The sequence below is a fragment of the Bosea sp. RAC05 genome (genome assembly GCF_001713455.1).
Taxonomy (GTDB): Bacteria; Pseudomonadota; Alphaproteobacteria; order Rhizobiales; family Beijerinckiaceae; genus Allobosea.
On record NZ_CP016464.1, the window covers coordinates 658,220 to 673,540 of the forward strand.

A 15,321-nucleotide genomic window follows, 5' to 3' on the forward strand; every position below is an offset into this window, starting at 1 on the left:
GGGCCGATGGCGGCTGCCACCGGCACGGCAACGCGCTAACCTGCCCGCAGCATGCCGAATCGGGAGGGAAGAGGCCGATGCCCAGCGAAACCCGCTACGACCAGATGACCTACAACCGCTGCGGCAAGAGCGGCCTCAAGCTTCCCGCCCTGTCGCTCGGTCTCTGGCACAATTTCGGCGAGACCACCGCGCCCGATCTCGGCCGACGGATCTGCCGCACCGCCTTCGATCTCGGCATCACCCATTTCGATCTCGCCAACAATTACGGGCCGCCGCCGGGCTCGGCCGAGACGGCGTTCGGGGAGATCCTGCGGCGCGATTTCGCCGGTCACCGCGACGAGCTGGTGATCTCGACCAAGGCCGGCTACCGCATGTGGCCGGGCCCCTATGGCGAATGGGGCAGCCGCAAATATCTGCTCTCCAGCCTCGACCAGAGCCTGAAGCGGATGAAGCTCGACTATGTCGACATCTTCTATTCGCACCGCTTCGATCCCGAGACGCCGCTCGAGGAGACGATGGGCGCGCTCGACTCGGCGGTGCGCCAGGGCAAGGCGCTCTATGTCGGGCTGTCCTCCTACAACGCCCGGCGCACGCGCGAGGCAGCCGCGATCCTGCGCAGCCTCGGCACGCCCTGCCTGATCCACCAGCCGAGCTATTCGATGATCAACCGCTGGATCGAGGAGGACGGCCTGCTCGACACGCTCGATCAGGAGGGCATCGGCTCGATCGTGTTCTCGCCCCTGGCCCAGGGCATGCTGACCTCGAAATATCTCGGTGGCGTGCCCGAGGGCAGCCGCGCCGCCAGGAAGGCGCCCTCCTTCCGCGACGGCTTCCTCTCCGACGACAATCTGAAGCGCATCGCGGCGCTGAACGAGATCGCCGCCGGCCGCGGCCAGAGCCTCGCCCAGATGGCGATCGCCTGGGTGCTGCGCGGCGGCCGCGTGACCTCGGCCCTGATCGGCGCGAGCCGCCCCGAGCAGGTCGAGGACTGCGTCGCAGCCCTGAAACGCCCCGACTTCACGGCCGAGGAACTGGCCCTCATCGACCGGCACGCCGGCGAGGGCGGGGTCAACATCTGGGCGGCGTCGGCGGAACGGTGAGGGTGGGCGAGCCGGCCTCGCTTCGGGGAGAACGAGGCCGCCGCCGCGCCGCCGGCAGCGCCGACGCGCGCCTTCAGGGCCGCTCCAGCTGGCCGGCGATGAAGGCGTCGAGGTTGCCGCCCTCGAACAGGAAGCCCCTCACCCCCGCGGCCGCGGCGGCCTGAATGTCGGTATCGCGATCGCCGACCAGGAACGACCGTTCCCGCTCCGTGGGGAAGTCCCGCATCGCCTTGAGCAGCATGCCCGGGCGCGGCTTGCGATCCTCGTGATCGGCCCGGTAGGCGGCGAGCGCCGCCTCCGGATGATGCGGCGAAAAATAGAAGGCGTCGATGCGGGCGCCGTTCTCGAGCATGATCCGGTTCATCTGCCCATGCAGCGAGCGCACATCGTCCTCGGTGTAGTAGCCGCGTCCGACCCCTGACTGGTTGGTGACCACCACGACCCGGTAGCCGAGCCGGTTCAGGCGGCGAACGGCCGCGAAGGCGCCCTCCACCCAGACGATCTGGTCGATCCGGAAGGCGTAGTCGACCTCCTCGTTGAGGACCCCGTCCCGATCGAAGAACGCCATCGGGGCCATGGCGTCCGCAGCCGGAGGCCTCGTCACTGTCACCGTCATCTGGCCCCACCTCACTGCGCCGCTGCCGCGCGGTCCCGTCCGCGACAAGCCGCGGATAACCGGCGGCCGCGGATTTGGCGAGTCGGCTGTGGAGAGCAGAGCCCGGCCGCTCCGGGTCAGGATCGTGCGATCGGCGCGATGGCGCGCAGGATCGATCGCGCGGGGCTAGGGCTGGACATCGTCCGTCGGGCGCTTGAGCGCCAGATCGTAGAGTCCTGCGGGATGGTAGCAGAAGAACGCCGCCGGCCATTTGTGGGTGCTGGCGAATTCGACGACCGCCCGGCACACGCCGTAGCGTCCGAGCCAGGGATCGATATGCGCGAAATCGTTGAAGACGAGATAGCCGCCGGGCTTGAGTTTCGGCGCGGCAGCCACGGCGTCCCGGAGGCACCCGTCATAGGAATGGTCGGCGTCGATATAGATCCAGTCGAAATACTGATCCGGAAACGTGGCGATGACGTCGTAGGTCAGCCCCTTGTGGCGGAAGATCGTCTCGCCTTCGAGGCCCAGCGTGATGAAATGAGAATCGTCGATGTCGATGAGATGGAGTTCCCGTGGCGAGTTGCGGAAGACGATTTCACGGCTGAAGTCGCCGCGGTAGACGCCCAGCTCGGCCACCCTGCCGTTGGGGGGAATCCGGTTGAGAATGTCCTGGCGCGAAGGAAGAAACTGGCAGTCCGCGAGTAATTCCGGCGGCAGCGAATGGATCGGCGCGACGGGCGTCAACGAGCGGCTGATCCTGTAGAGTGTCCGCACCCACTGTGGGGCGCCTATCCGAAGCTGCATTTCCAGCCGCTTCATCAAACCGGTCGCCATCCACGGTCGCCTTCCGCACTATTTCGAATCGTCACTGCCGATCAGCATATAGACGAACCGTTGCGGTTCGGCGTCATCCGTCTGCGGCCTGGGCCGCCGCCCATCCCGGGCCTGCCGCCCGTCGCGAGGGACTTGGGATGTCGCCGCGGGGAGCGGCCCGGCAGCCGCAGCCGGGGAACGGTCAGTGAGCTGCCAAGGTCCTCGGCTGCGACTCAGCCGTCCGAGGCGCCGGGCATCAGCGTGCCCTCAGCCTCGTCCGCATGCTGTTGCCGCCAGGCTTCGACGACCGCCAGCAGCATGTCGAACTCCAGCTGGTCGACCGTGCCTGGCGGTGCCGCGGCCATCTCCGACAGGCGCCGGACCGCCGCCAGATAGTCGTGATGCGGGTCGGTGGGTTCGGCGGTGTCGGACATGCTCAAGGCTCCCGAGAGCCGACGGGTTCCCGTCCGGGAGGCTCTCGCTCCATGAACCCGAGGGGAGCCGGCTTGTTCCGAAAGGCCTGCTTCAGCGTGGCCCTGCGGCGTCGGGGCGGATCAGGGGGCCGGCCGCGCGCCGCTCGTCTTTGGCCAGTCCGGTCAGGGGCTGATCATCACCCGATCATGCGATGGGCGCGCCGGCGGCTGACGAATGTCTTCATCAACCCTGTCAGGGAGGTGGGGCGCTCCCGCAACGTCAGCCAGCCGAGCGCCAGCAGGCGACCGGCCCGCCCGCCGATCGTCGTCGCGATGCGCAGCACGGTCCGTCCGATGACACCGCGCGCGCTGACCTGCATCAGGATCGCGGCGTTCATCGGCTCTGACGCGACGGCGATCCGCCCCACGCCGAAGCGCCAGCGCCGCGCAAACACGGCAGGGTACCAGGCCGGGAAGGCGGGGTCGGCGCGCATGTGAGCCAGAGCCGTCTCCAGCGTGGCGAGGCTGACGACGGGATCTCCCGCCTGCTGACGGGACAGGCCTTGGGAATTGATGCGCCAGACCATGCCCAGATGGGGCGCGAAGCAGCAGCCATGGAGCAGGGCGAGCCGCCGCATCGCATAGGCATCGGCAAAGGCACCGAACGTGCCGTCGAAGCCTCCGTTCTGGGTCATCAGGTCCCGGCGCACGACAGCGGTCCCCGTCAGGATCCAGTTGTCGATCCGGCGAAAGCGTTCCGCCACTGCCGCCGGGCTCAGGAAACAGGCCGAATAAGCCGGCCGGACGGGTGGCCGGAGGCTGGTCGCGCCGGTGTCGAGGTCCTGAACCGCGCCCTCGCAGCAGGCGAAGGCCGCCTGCGGATGGGCGGCCAGGATCCCGAACATGGCAGCAAAAAGCCCGGGGCACGTCACGTCGTCGGCGGCGCCGAAATAGACATAGGTGCCGCGTGATTCCAGCAGGCCGCGATTGAGCGCCGCGATCGCCCCCCCGTTGGCCGGCAACGCGATGACGCGAAGGGTCGGGAATTCGGCCGCGAGTTCAGCGAGCACGGAGAGGCTGTCGTCACGGGATGCGTCATCGACCACGACGATCTCGTCAGGCGCGGGCACCTGTGCGGCGAGTGCGCGGATCGCCTCCCCGATGACGGCGCCGTGATTGTAGTTGGGGATGATGGCGCTCAGGCGCAGCGGGCGCGGCGACGGCACAACGCGCGGAATCTCGGCCTCGCTGTTTAGATCTCGTGTCGTCACATCTGCCTCGGCCGGACAGCCTGATGAAATGGCCTGGTGATAAGGAGCCTGGTTGCGGCTGGCCGCTATCGAACGGCCGCGCTCACGATGCAGCACACAACCGAGAGGGGCCTGCGCGACGGATGTCGTGCACATAAACGCCAATTGCGGTGATGCCAAGGTCTTCCGGGCGCTCAGGCTTGGCCTGCGGCTTGCAACCGAGTCGCCGCTGAGTTAGGGCCTGCCGTCAGATGCGCGCTGTCGGCGGGCATGAATTCCAGTGCGCATATTCGGCGGGGCATGGCATTTGTCGGGTTGGCCCAAGATGATCGTGCGAACCTTTCGCAGAATTGTTGGGTTGATCGGTCAAGAATGCAACCGCCATCGGGCAGCGTCGTTGCGTGACGGGAGATCGGCAGGGATGCTTGCAGCCGGCTCAGATCGTAGCGCCGCTGCTGGGTTTCGAACGCAGGCTGTGAGATGACTGACAAGATCAAGATCAAGTTCCTCACGGCCATCTGGGGTGCGCGCTACATCGAGGAATTTGCAAGGGTATCGCTGCCCTCCTATCTCGCGCCCGGCAACCTGCCTATCGTGGCGGCCGAGAACGATCTCGAGGTTCTCATCCTGACGACCAGCGAGAGCCGCGCCACCTTCGACGAAATGCCGATTTTCGGCCGCCTGGCTGAGCTCTGCACGGTCCGCTACCTGCTCATCGACGACCTCATCACGTCCGGGAATTACGGGGTGACGCTGACGCTGGCTTACGCCCGCGGCATCCAGGACAGCGGCGAGGCGCAGACCGAGACGACGTTCGTTTTCATGAACTCCGACTTCGTGCTGGCCGACGGCTCGCTGCGGGGCATGGTCGACAAGTTGCGCGAGGGCCATCGCTGCGTGATGGCGCCGTCGCTGCGCGCGCGGGCCGAGATCACGCTTCCTTTGCTGGCGGACGCTGTTGACCCGGTCACCGAAACGCTCGTGATGTCGCCCCGCGACATGGTGCGGCTGACCTTCGATCATCTCCATCCCACGGTCATCGCCAAGACCGCGACGCAGAACTTCGTCACCTGCTCGACCCATAACCAGATCTACTGGCAGGTCGACCGGAACACGCTCCTGGCCCGCTACCACCTGATTTTCATGCTGGCGATCCGGCCCGAGGTCCCGATGCCCGCTGTCAACTCCTATTGCGACTACGGCTTTGTCCCGGAACTCGTGCCTTCCGGCGAGTTCACGATCATGGACGATTCGGACGATTTCTACATGCTGGAGCTCCAGCCCTCCTGGCAGGAAAAGCAGTTCGTCCATTGCTGGTCTTCGACGCCCGACAAGATTGCCTCCGAGCTGTCCGTCTGGACCACCCGCGAGCATCGCCGCTTTGCCGGCGTCGACATTGTCTTCCGGACCGGCGAGCTTCCCGCGAACCTGCCGGCGGCGCGCGAGAAGATGGGCGCCTTCGTGGCGGATGTTCACAAGCGCATGACGCCTGCCGTCACCCATGTCGATCACTTCTACTGGGTGATGGGGCTGCAGGCCTGGCGGTCTCTCAAGGGCGATAGTTATGGTGATCAAGCAGCCGGCCCGAGAGAACTAAAGGCCGTCCAGAACAGCGACCGTCCAGGCAGTGCCGTTCCGCCGGCTCGGCCGCGAACGACGCTGCGCCGACGGATGGTTCATTGGTACATCGGGTTGATATCGTGGGTCAGAGCTGTGGCCGGTACCAAGCCGAATGTCGCTGTCTGGCATCACAGCTGGCTGGATTGCCGCCTCGTCCTGAACTGGCTCAACGCGGTCGGGCGGCGCAGGCCGGCGCGGACCCTCTTGATCTGTGATCCCGACAGCACGCTGGCGAGTGCGCTCTCGGAGCAAGGTGGCTTTGAGGTGGAGCAGGGCATCCAGCGGTTCATCGATGGGTACCGTGAACTCGATCCGGCCGCGCGCGCCGAGGTCAAGGGCCGCTATGACAACGTTCTGCTGCACACCACACGGGCGAATGTCCGCAGCACGGCGGATGCATTGCAGATCGTCGCGAACTACGTCGCTCCCGGCGGCAGCATCGCCGTCTATATCGAGCATGTGAACGGCGAGGTCGATCCGAGCAATTTCTCGATTGAGCTCGCCCAATATGCCGAGGAGGTCCTGCCGCCGAGCTGGATCGGCTACGATATCGAGGCGCAATTTGTGGGCGGGACAGCCAAGCGCAGGCTGCGCCTGATGGAGCGCAGGCTGTTTCGCCATCTGACGCCCTCCTCGGTCTGGCGGCTTCCGGTGCTGGTTGCGGCGGTCGGGCTCTGGCCCGTCGTTGCGGCGATGACCGCGATCAACAATTTCAGGCACCGCGACATCGGTGGCGTCTGCCCCGAGTTCTGCAGCAGCGCCCTGCTGACTCTGCGGGCCAGCGATGGCGGGGCAGAAGGTGCCCGGCCGTCGGTTTGAAGCGGGACATGCGGGCGCCCGATCGCCGGTCGCGCACCGATGACGCTGCGTCGGAAGCTCCGGCCGATAGCATGGCCGCCGGGACTTCAATGTTGACAAAAGAAGAACGGGCGTGTTTTCGCATCCTCCCACGCATGGCGCCCGATCCGACCAGGTTGAGACTGAAATGACAGAGAGTTCGGCGTATCTGGTGGTGGGTGGCGACAGCTTCGTCGGCGGCAGCGTTGTCGAGGCGCTGCGGCGCCGCGGACACAGGGCGCTGGCGAGCACGCGCCGCCGGGAAACAGTCGACGCCGACCGCGTTTTCCTCGATTTCGAGACGCCTGAAGCGTTCCGCAGCCCAGCGGATGTGAAATACGCCTATCTGATCGCCGCAGCGACGAACTACGACCGCTGCGAGACCGACCCGATGGCGCGCGTCATCAATGTCGATCTCATCCCGCGGACGGTCGCGTCGCTGCTGGAGCAGGGGCTCCATGTCACGTTCATCTCGACCAACTCGGTCTTCGGGGGCGAGCGCCCCTGGCCGCATGAGGACGATCCCCACGCCCCGGGCATCGCCTATGCGCAGCAGAAATCGGATGGCGAGGCCGTCGTTCTGGCGGCTGCGGACCGGCTGGGTGCGCGCGACCGGCTCAACATCACGCGCCTGACCAAGATCATGAATGCGACCGTCTCCCCGGTTCCCGGCTGGGTCGCCGCCTGGAAGCGCGGCGAGGCGGTCGAGCCTTTCGAGGACCTCGTCTTCGCGCCGATCTCGGTGAATTTCGTCGGCGAGGCACTGGCGACGCTGGGTGAGAAGCGGCTGTCTGGCAATCTCCATCTCTCGGGCGCGGAGAATGTCAGCTATGTGGCGTTCGCCCATGCGCTGGCGGCCCGGCTCGGCGTGGACAAGGCGCTGATCAAGCCCACGACATCGCTCGCCAAGGGCATTCACATCGCCTTCAAGCCGCGTTTCAGCGGGCTGGGGATGACCAGGACCACGCAACTCAGCGGTGTCGAGCCGCAGCCGCTGGATCGCCTCATCGACGATCTGGTTGCGGATTTGCGCAGCTGACCGGAGACTTTCGTCCATGAGCGACTTCATCCACCGCGGCTCGTGCCGCCTCTGCGACTCGAAGAACCTCGAGCGCGTCGTGGATCTCGACCCAATCCCGCTCTCGGAGAACTACACCTCCGACTCGGCCTCGGCGAAGGCGCGCAAGCGCTATCCGGTCGATGTCTACATGTGCGCCGATTGCGGCCATGTGCAGCAACTCGACGTGATCAACTCCAAGGATCTCTGGGCCTCCTACACCTATTATTCGGGTGAGGCGAAAGGCATGCCGGAGCACTTCCAGCAGGTCGCAGACCGCATCCTCGCTAAGGCTGCGCCCGAGAAGGGCGCGCTGGTGATCGACATCGGCAGCAATGACGGTTCGCTGCTGAAGCCCTTCCAGAAGGTCGGCATGGCCGTGTTGGGCATCGACCCTGCGGAGGAAGCCGCGCAGCGCGCCAACGATGCCGGCGTCGAGACCGTCTGCTCGCTGATGACACGCGAGTTGGCCGAGAAGATCCGGGCCGAGCGCGGACCGGCTCAGGTGATCTGCGCGTTCAACGTGTTCGCCCATGCCGACGATCTCGGCGAGATGGCTGATTGCGTTCGCATCATGCTGGCCCCCGACGGGCTGTTCTTTTTTGAGGCGCAGTATCTCCTCGACATCATCGACGGCGTGTTGATCGCGACGATCTTCCACGAGCATATGAGCCACCATTCGGTGACGCCGCTGACGCGCTTCCTCGATGCGCACGGGCTCGAGCTGATCGCGGTCCAGCGCGCCCGCATCCAGCACGGATCGCTCATCGGCACCGTCCAGCTCAAGGGCGCGGGGCGTCCGGTCGAGGCGTCGGTCGGAGAGGTGCTGGCCCTCGAAGCGCAGCGCAACCTGACGCAACTCGACACGCTGCGTGAGTTTGGCCGCACGATCGCGACCCTGCGCAGCAAGACGGCCGCCCTCATCCAGGGCTTCAAGGCGCAGGGCAAGACGATTGCGGGCTATGGTGCGGCGCGCAGCGGGCCGACCTTGATCACCCAGCTCGGACTGTCCGGGGCGCTCGACTACATCGTCGACGACCATCCGCAGAAGGTCGGAAAATACGAGACCGGCGACGGCGTCTTCATCGTGCCGACGGCCGAGCTTCTGGCCCGGCAGCCCGACTACACCGTTATTCTGGCCTGGGTCCATTCGCAGAAGATCATCGATACCAATCAGGAATACCTGAAGCGGGGTGGGCATTTCATCGTGCTCTGCCCGGAAACGCGCGTCGTCGGCAAGGACGGGGACGTCAAGATCTGACGACAATCGCGCTCCCGACGCGGGGCGATAAGGGGTAACAAGCTATGGATACGCAGAAGACCAAGGAACCGCAGTATCAGGTCATCGTCGAAGCCGCGACCAAGCGCGGCGTCGAGACCTTTGGCCTGCGCAGCAGCGAGAGCTGGCACGAGGACCCCAAGCACCTCGTCTTCCGGCTGGCGCGCTATAAGTTCGTCGCCAAGATGTTCTCGGGCCGAAAGCACGTGCTCGAGGTCGGTTGCGGCGATGCCTTCGGCACCCGCATCGTCCAGGCCGAGGTCGGAAAGCTGACCGGCATCGATTTCGACCCCGTCTTCATCGACGACGTCAACGCGCGGATGGTGGATCGCTGGAAGTTCGACGCCAAGGTCCATGACATGCTCGACGGGCCGGTTCCCGGCGAGTTCGACGGCGTCTACGCGCTGGACGTGCTGGAGCACATCGACCCGGCTCAGGAGAAGCTGTTCCTGAAGAACTCCTTTGCGCCGCTCGGCCGCGATGGCGCCGGCATCATCGGCCTGCCCTCGCTCGAGAGCCAGCCCTATGCCTCTCCGCAGTCCAAGGCCGGTCACGTCAACTGCAAGTCGGCGCCTGAGCTGAAGAAGCTGATGCAGGAGTATTTCCACAACGTCTTCGTCTTCAGCATGAACGACGAGGTCGTCCATACAGGCTTCCACAAGATGGCGAACTATGTCTTCGCCATCGGCGCGGGCCGGCGCGACTGAGCCGGGCCGGCGTCGTCGCAGCGGTGGCACGACGCCGGGAGGACGGGCCGGCCGTCTGCGGACAGATCCATCATCGGCGGAGCCGGTGATGGATGAACCAATCCAGGGACCAAGAGATGGACGAGTTGCCGGCGCGTCTGCGGACGATATCTCCCGAGGTCCTGTATTCTGACGGCGGCTTCCTCGCCGTCGATGGGTCGATTGTCGAGATCCTGAAGCAACGTGCCGGGGTGGCGCCGCGTCGCCGCTGCAGGCTCTGCTTCCATGCTGACAGCAGCGACGCCCAGCAGGAGATGCTGATCGTCATGCACCGCGATTCCTACGTGCAGCCGCATTGCCATATCGGCAAGGTCGAGACGCTCTCGATCATCGAAGGGACAGCGGATGCCCTGCTGTTTTCAGCCGATGGCGCGCTGACCGGGACGGTGCCGATGTCGCCGGCCGCGCAAGGCGGCGCGTTCTTCTATCGAATGCCGGAAGGGCAGTATCACAGCCTGCGCTTCCGTTCCGAATGGCTCGTCTTCCTCGAAACCACGATCGGCCCCTTCGACCGCTCGACGACGCGGACGGGAAGCTGGTCCCCGCCGGAGACCGAACCGGCCGCTGGCCACGCCTTCCTCGCCGCCCTGCGCGGCTCTCTGGCCTGAGGCAAGGCCGTCTTGCTTCCCTCGCGGCTTGTGTGGGTGTAAGCCCCGTCCTGCTCACTTTGTAACGTCTGGAATCTGTGATGGCTTGTCTGGTTTGCGGCTCAGCATCCGTGGTGGAACGGCTCGATGTCGGGCATCATCCCGTTGCGACCTTCTACCTTGAGCGCCAGGATGCGCCGGAGCGGGATTTCCGCCTTGCGGTCGGTCAGTGCCGCGACTGCGGAACGATCCAGAGCACGCAGATCGTGCCCCATGACGCATTGATCCCGCCTTATGACTGGCTGTTCGCGCGCGAGCCGGAGGAACATCTCGACGAGGTCGTCGACCAGATCGCGGCGCTTCCCGGTCTCGGTCCCGACAGCGTCATTGGCGCGCTGACCTACAAGGACGACACCACCGTCGAGCGCTTTCGCCGCAAGGGCTTCACCAACACCTGGCGGGTGAAGCTCGACGAGGACCTGGGTGTCGAGAACCCGGCGGCCAATATCGAAACGGTGCAGAAGCTGACCAATCCGGTCACGATGGCTGAGATCGCGGCGCGCCGCGGCGCGGCCGATGTCCTCATCGTTCGGCACATTACCGAGCATGCCGAAAACCTGATCGCGTTCATCGAGGGACTGGCGGCGCTGGTGAAGCCCGGCGGCGTGCTGATGCTGGAGGTGCCCGACTGCACGGACAATCTCCGCCTGAAGGACTATTGCATGATCTGGGAGGAGCATTCGCTCTATCTCACTCCGGCGACCTTCGCCGCCTTGAGCTCGATCGGCGGCTTCGAGCCGATCCGCACCGACGTCTATCCGCGTCCCTTCGAGAATTCGCTGGTTCAACTGGCCCGCAAGACCGGGACGCCTGGAAAGGTCAGGATTTCCGCCGAGGCCAAGGCCCAGGTCGGGCTGCTCGAAGCCTATGCGGATGCGTACGAGCCGGCCAAGCGCGAACTGCGCGCCAAGCTCGAGCGCGTGCGTGCCGAGAAAGGGCCGATCGCCCTCTTCGGCGCAGGCCATCTCGCCTGCGCCTTCGCCAACTTCATGGCTGTCGCCGACCTGATCGACTTCGTCGCGGACGACACGCCTCAGAAGATCGACAAGTTCCTGCCGGGCGCGCGCCTGCCGATCCTGCCGTCGGCGGCCCTGGTCGAACGCAAGGTCGCCGTCTGCCTGCTGGCGCTGTCGATCAACAACGAGGACGCCGTGATCGGCCGCAACGCCGCCTTCACGCAGGCCGGTGGCGAATTCCGCTCGATCTTCCGGGCGAGCTCGCGGTCGATCTTCCACGACTAGGACGAGCCGGATCGGTTTTGAAGGCGGCTGCAGCCGTTGAGAAGGGGCCACCGGCCCGCAAGCGAAACACGACAACACTGGAGTGGGTCAATGGGAATTCGAATGGACGTCGTCCATATCATGGAGGGTTACGGCATCCTCGGCGCGGGTCGCAAGATCCTCGATTTTGGCAGCTCGAACCTCTATGGCGCGACCGCCGAGCAGATCATCGCCTTCGTGAAGCGGCACAATGCCAATCCGCGCGCCGATCTGGAAAGCTGGGCCGCGAGGCTCGCGGCTGGCTCCGGCACGGATGCCGGTGGCACGAACCTGAACGGCTCGTTCTTCGGCGAACTCATCGAGGAAGCCGGGATGGGGTACGATGCCATCGACATCGCCGACGGCTACAAGACGACGATCGTCGATCTGAACTCCATGCGCCTGCCCGACCACATGGTCGGCGCCTATGACAGCGTCATCAACTGCGGCACCAGCGAGCACATCCTCAACCAGATGAACACCTTCCTCGCCGTCCATGTGGCGACGAAGGCGGGCGGCCTGATCATGCATCAGGTGCCCAGCGTCGGCTATGTCGACCACGGCTACTTCTGCTATACCAGCCGCTTCTTCTTCGATCTCGCCGGCTACAACCAGTATGAGGTCGTCGACATGTGGTATGACGGCCCAGCGGCGCAGGAAAACGTCTTCGCCTCGGCGCGCCAGTACCAGAGCTACTTCCCGTCGCTCACCTCCCGGCTCGACAAGATCGGCAAGGTCGAGCGCGAGACGATGCAGGATCAGCTCAACATCCCGACGATCTCGATCGCGCTGGTCTACCGCAAACACCAGGACGTGCCGTTCATGGGCACGGTCGAGACGAGCACCAGCGTCGGCGCCGTTCCGACGGATGTTCTGGGCACCTACCAGCGCTGATCAGCGCGGCGTTGCATCCGCGGTCCCGGCCTTGTCGAGGACAGCGGATGCGCGCAGGCGCAGTTCGTCGCTGAGATCGGTGGGCTCCGTGCCAAGGATCAGCCGGATCCGGTCGATCAGGTCGTCGCGGGACGGGTCGCCTTGTAGGACAGTCATCAGCATCCGCACCTCGACATCGGCCGGGACGGGCTTGTCCTGGGCCACCAGAACCGCGACATAGCGCTGCCACATCTGCATGTCGTCGGGCGAGACCTGGAGCGCGTAACGCAGCCCCTGCTCCTCTAGGGCGAGCGGCGGCTTCTCTCCGCGCTTGGCCATGTCGGTCGCCAGTACGTAGGCGCGGTTCAGCCCCTCGGCATTGTCGGCGCTCGCCGACGCGATCACTGCCGCGCGATAGGACTCCACCACGTTCTGGGCGGGGCCGTCTGAGATGATGCGGCCGTGCTCAAGCATGATGCAGCGCGTGCACATCTCGGCAAGCAGCGCCTCTGAATGCGAGGCAATCACCAGGATCGAGGACTTGGCGATCAATTCCTGCATCTTCTGTGCGGCTTTCTGGGCAAACTGGGCATCGCCCGTCGCCAGTCCCTCGTCCAGCAGCAGAATCTCGGGCTCGACCGCGGTAACGATCGAGAAGCCCAGCCGGGTCATCATGCCCGCCGAATAGATCCGCACCGGCAGATCGATAAAGTCGCCGAGCTCGGCAAAATCGATGATCTCGTCCATCTTGGCGGCGATCTGCCGCCGGCCCAAGCCGAGATGGAGCCCGCAGGTCAGGATGTTTTCGCGTCCGGTCCCGTCGACATTGATTCCGGGCGTCGAGTTGAACAGCGTGGAAATGCTTCCCACCGTGGTGATCCGTCCGCGCGTAGGTGGGTAGGCCCCGGCCAGCAGACGCAACATCGTGGTCTTGCCGGCGCCGTTATGCCCCATCAAACCGAGCCGGTCGCCTTCACGCAGCTCGAAGGAGATGTCGCGCAACGCGGTCACCACGCCCCGCGCGATGTCGATCTCGCCACCGGTGCGCGACACGCCGCCCTTGTGGCTGCGCGAAAGGGAGATGGGCAGCTCGACCCATGCTTTTTCGACCGTCAAACGGGCCATGGGAGAGCGTCCTTCAATACCAGTAGGCGAGGCGGTCGCGGTAGCGGCCATAGGCCCAGACCGTCACGGCGGAGCCGACGACCAGGGTCCCGATGACCCAGACCCAGCTCACCAGATCGGGCGCGATGCCCAGCAGTGGATCGCGCACGATCCTGACGAGGTGATAGAACGGATTGTAGTCGGCGGCAAAGGCGAGGTTGGGCCCGAGCATCGTCTTCGGCCAGAACACCGGCGTCACGAACATGAGGATCTGCATGGCGCTGCTGATCGCGGGCCCCAGATCGCGCCGGCGCAGGCACAGCATGCCGACGAGCAGGCTCATCCAGATGCCGTTGGCGATGACCAGCAGCAGTGCCGGGATCGCCAGGAGGGCCGTCCAGCCGGGAGAATGCAGCGTCCCCACCATGATCAGGACATAGAGGACGAAGTGGTGGCCAAACAGCAGCAGGGCCCGCCAGACATGGGCGAAGGCGAAGGCGAGATACGGAAACCGCATCGATAGCGCCGTCGCCTGCCCGGCGATGATGATCGCCGTACCATCGGTGATCAGAGAGGCGATCAGGCTCCAGGTGATGATGCTGGTGCCGACGAAGCGGAAGTATTCCCGGGGATCCTGATTGAGAATCGTGCTCCAGACCACGCCCATCGTGAGGACGAAGGCGGCGAGGCCCAGCGTATGCCAGAACGGGCCTAGCCGTGTCCGCCGGAAGCGCCAGACCACGTCGATCCAGCCGGCATGCAGCCAGACGGGCGCCAGACGCAACGTCTCGGCGAAGTCCTGCGCGGTGACGGCGAGAGGCCCGCCGGGCGTCGGCGAGATGACGGGCTTCCGGGCGGGGCGATCGGCTGTATCGGTCATGGCGAGCTTATAGGGCCATGGACAGGGGAAGTCATGCTGCAATGTCCATGGGGGAGGCTGCAATGCAGCCCCCACCTCGTGCCTTCGCCGCATTGCGGCCAACCGGGCGGCTCATGTTGACGTAGCGGCCGCGCGCGGGCGGCCGCTTCGTCGGCTCTTGATCACTCGAAGAAGATGAATTCGTGGTCGCCGGTGTAGCCGGTCTGCTTGAAGACGAAATCCCACTCTTCGGGCGTATGGAAGGCGCGGCAGGTCATCTGCCAGTACATCAGGTTCACCTTCTCGCGCTCGTTGCGATAGCCTTCGACGCAGATGTATTTGCCGCCGCGGCTGACGCGCTCGATCTCCTTGAACGCGGCCCAGAGTTCGTAGTTGTAGAGGTTGTGCAGGGTGTTGATCGAGACGACCAGGTCGAAATGGTTGTCCGGGAAGGGCAGCTTCGTGGCGTTCGCCACCTGGCAGAACGGCTTCACGCTCTCCATCGTATGCGCGACGCCATAGGCGGAGATGTCGATGCCGGCGACTTCGATGCCCGGGCAGGCTTCGGTGAAGTCATGCAGCAGGAACCCCTTTCCCGAGCCGACGTCGAGCACGCGCATGCCGGGCTTCAGCCCATAGGTCTGGACCATGGCATCGGCGACCTTGCGCCAGCGGCCGTCATACTTGTAGCCGCCATAACCGGTCTCCCGGCTGCCGTCCCAGTAGTCATAGTCCCACTTCAGGGCGAGGTCGGCGACCTCTGCCTTGTCGCGCTGCGTGACACGGGCGACGTAGTCGCGCGGCGTCGATTTGTGGATGAGGCCGACGAATTCGCGATATGCCATCAGTTGCGCTCCTTGGCGTGG

The 15,321-nt window shown here is 65.3% G+C and carries 15 protein-coding genes; 8 read left to right on the forward strand and 7 right to left on the reverse strand.

Annotation, left to right across the window (positions count from 1 at the left end):
- The first annotated feature begins 77 nt into the window (after nucleotides 1-77).
- Nucleotides 78-1,100, forward strand: coding sequence for an L-glyceraldehyde 3-phosphate reductase (gene mgrA / locus BSY19_RS06640; RefSeq protein WP_069053458.1), 1,023 nt, complete (start codon nucleotides 78-80; stop codon nucleotides 1,098-1,100).
- Nucleotides 1,101-1,173: 73 nt separating this feature from the next.
- Here mgrA and BSY19_RS06645 read toward each other — a convergent pair whose 3' ends face one another.
- From BSY19_RS06645 to BSY19_RS06660, 4 genes are all read right to left on the reverse strand, one after another.
- Complete coding sequence (locus BSY19_RS06645) at nucleotides 1,174-1,716, reverse strand: D-glycero-alpha-D-manno-heptose-1,7-bisphosphate 7-phosphatase (RefSeq protein ID WP_069053459.1); 543 nt, start codon at nucleotides 1,714-1,716, stop codon at nucleotides 1,174-1,176.
- A 165-nt stretch (nucleotides 1,717-1,881) separates the two neighbouring features.
- Entirely contained in the window at nucleotides 1,882-2,517 is a 636-nt protein-coding gene (locus BSY19_RS06650; protein WP_236840551.1) for a class I SAM-dependent methyltransferase, read from the reverse strand.
- Between the two features lie 227 nt (nucleotides 2,518-2,744).
- Nucleotides 2,745-2,945, reverse strand: coding sequence for a hypothetical protein (locus tag BSY19_RS06655; RefSeq protein ID WP_069053461.1), 201 nt, complete (start codon nucleotides 2,943-2,945; stop codon nucleotides 2,745-2,747).
- Between the two features lie 176 nt (nucleotides 2,946-3,121).
- Nucleotides 3,122-4,195, reverse strand: a complete 1,074-nt coding sequence (locus BSY19_RS06660) for a glycosyltransferase family 2 protein (protein WP_171905098.1) — start codon at nucleotides 4,193-4,195, stop codon at nucleotides 3,122-3,124.
- Nucleotides 4,196-4,654: 459 nt separating this feature from the next.
- Between BSY19_RS06660 and BSY19_RS06665 the strand changes: the two genes are divergently transcribed.
- From BSY19_RS06665 to BSY19_RS06695, 7 genes are all read left to right on the forward strand, one after another.
- On the forward strand, nucleotides 4,655-6,613 hold the full coding sequence (locus tag BSY19_RS06665; RefSeq protein ID WP_069053463.1) for a hypothetical protein: 1,959 nt from the start codon (nucleotides 4,655-4,657) through the stop codon (nucleotides 6,611-6,613).
- A gap of 166 nt (nucleotides 6,614-6,779) precedes the next feature.
- A complete protein-coding gene (locus BSY19_RS06670) occupies nucleotides 6,780-7,670 on the forward strand; it encodes a sugar nucleotide-binding protein (protein ID WP_069053464.1) in 891 nt (296 codons plus the stop codon).
- 16 nt (nucleotides 7,671-7,686) lie between these two features.
- Nucleotides 7,687-8,949: a class I SAM-dependent methyltransferase gene (locus BSY19_RS06675; RefSeq protein ID WP_069053465.1), complete on the forward strand. Its 1,263-nt coding sequence runs from the start codon at nucleotides 7,687-7,689 to the stop codon at nucleotides 8,947-8,949.
- 44 nt (nucleotides 8,950-8,993) lie between these two features.
- Nucleotides 8,994-9,674 (forward strand): class I SAM-dependent methyltransferase, encoded by a 681-nt coding sequence (locus BSY19_RS06680; protein ID WP_069053466.1) that lies wholly within the window; start codon nucleotides 8,994-8,996, stop codon nucleotides 9,672-9,674.
- Between the two features lie 116 nt (nucleotides 9,675-9,790).
- Nucleotides 9,791-10,321: a WbuC family cupin fold metalloprotein gene (locus BSY19_RS06685; RefSeq protein ID WP_069053467.1), complete on the forward strand. Its 531-nt coding sequence runs from the start codon at nucleotides 9,791-9,793 to the stop codon at nucleotides 10,319-10,321.
- 80 nt (nucleotides 10,322-10,401) lie between these two features.
- Nucleotides 10,402-11,601 carry a class I SAM-dependent methyltransferase gene (locus tag BSY19_RS06690; RefSeq protein ID WP_083247438.1) on the forward strand — a complete coding sequence of 400 codons (1,200 nt, stop codon included), beginning with the start codon at nucleotides 10,402-10,404 and terminating at the stop codon, nucleotides 11,599-11,601.
- Between the two features lie 102 nt (nucleotides 11,602-11,703).
- Nucleotides 11,704-12,513 (forward strand): hypothetical protein, encoded by an 810-nt coding sequence (locus tag BSY19_RS06695; protein ID WP_069053469.1) that lies wholly within the window; start codon nucleotides 11,704-11,706, stop codon nucleotides 12,511-12,513.
- Here the strand turns inward: BSY19_RS06695 and BSY19_RS06700 are convergent, their stop codons facing one another.
- The 3 genes from BSY19_RS06700 to BSY19_RS06710 form a co-directional block, all read right to left on the reverse strand.
- Nucleotides 12,514-13,617, reverse strand: a complete 1,104-nt coding sequence (locus BSY19_RS06700; RefSeq protein WP_069053470.1) for an ABC transporter ATP-binding protein — start codon at nucleotides 13,615-13,617, stop codon at nucleotides 12,514-12,516. It abuts the gene before it with no gap.
- 13 nt (nucleotides 13,618-13,630) lie between these two features.
- Nucleotides 13,631-14,476, reverse strand: coding sequence for an ABC transporter permease (locus BSY19_RS06705; protein ID WP_069053471.1), 846 nt, complete (start codon nucleotides 14,474-14,476; stop codon nucleotides 13,631-13,633).
- Between the two features lie 161 nt (nucleotides 14,477-14,637).
- The gene (locus tag BSY19_RS06710) at nucleotides 14,638-15,300 is read right to left on the reverse strand and encodes a class I SAM-dependent methyltransferase (RefSeq protein WP_069053472.1); all 663 of its coding nucleotides are present in this window, start codon (nucleotides 15,298-15,300) and stop codon (nucleotides 14,638-14,640) included.
- Between the last annotated feature and the right edge of the window lie 21 nt (nucleotides 15,301-15,321).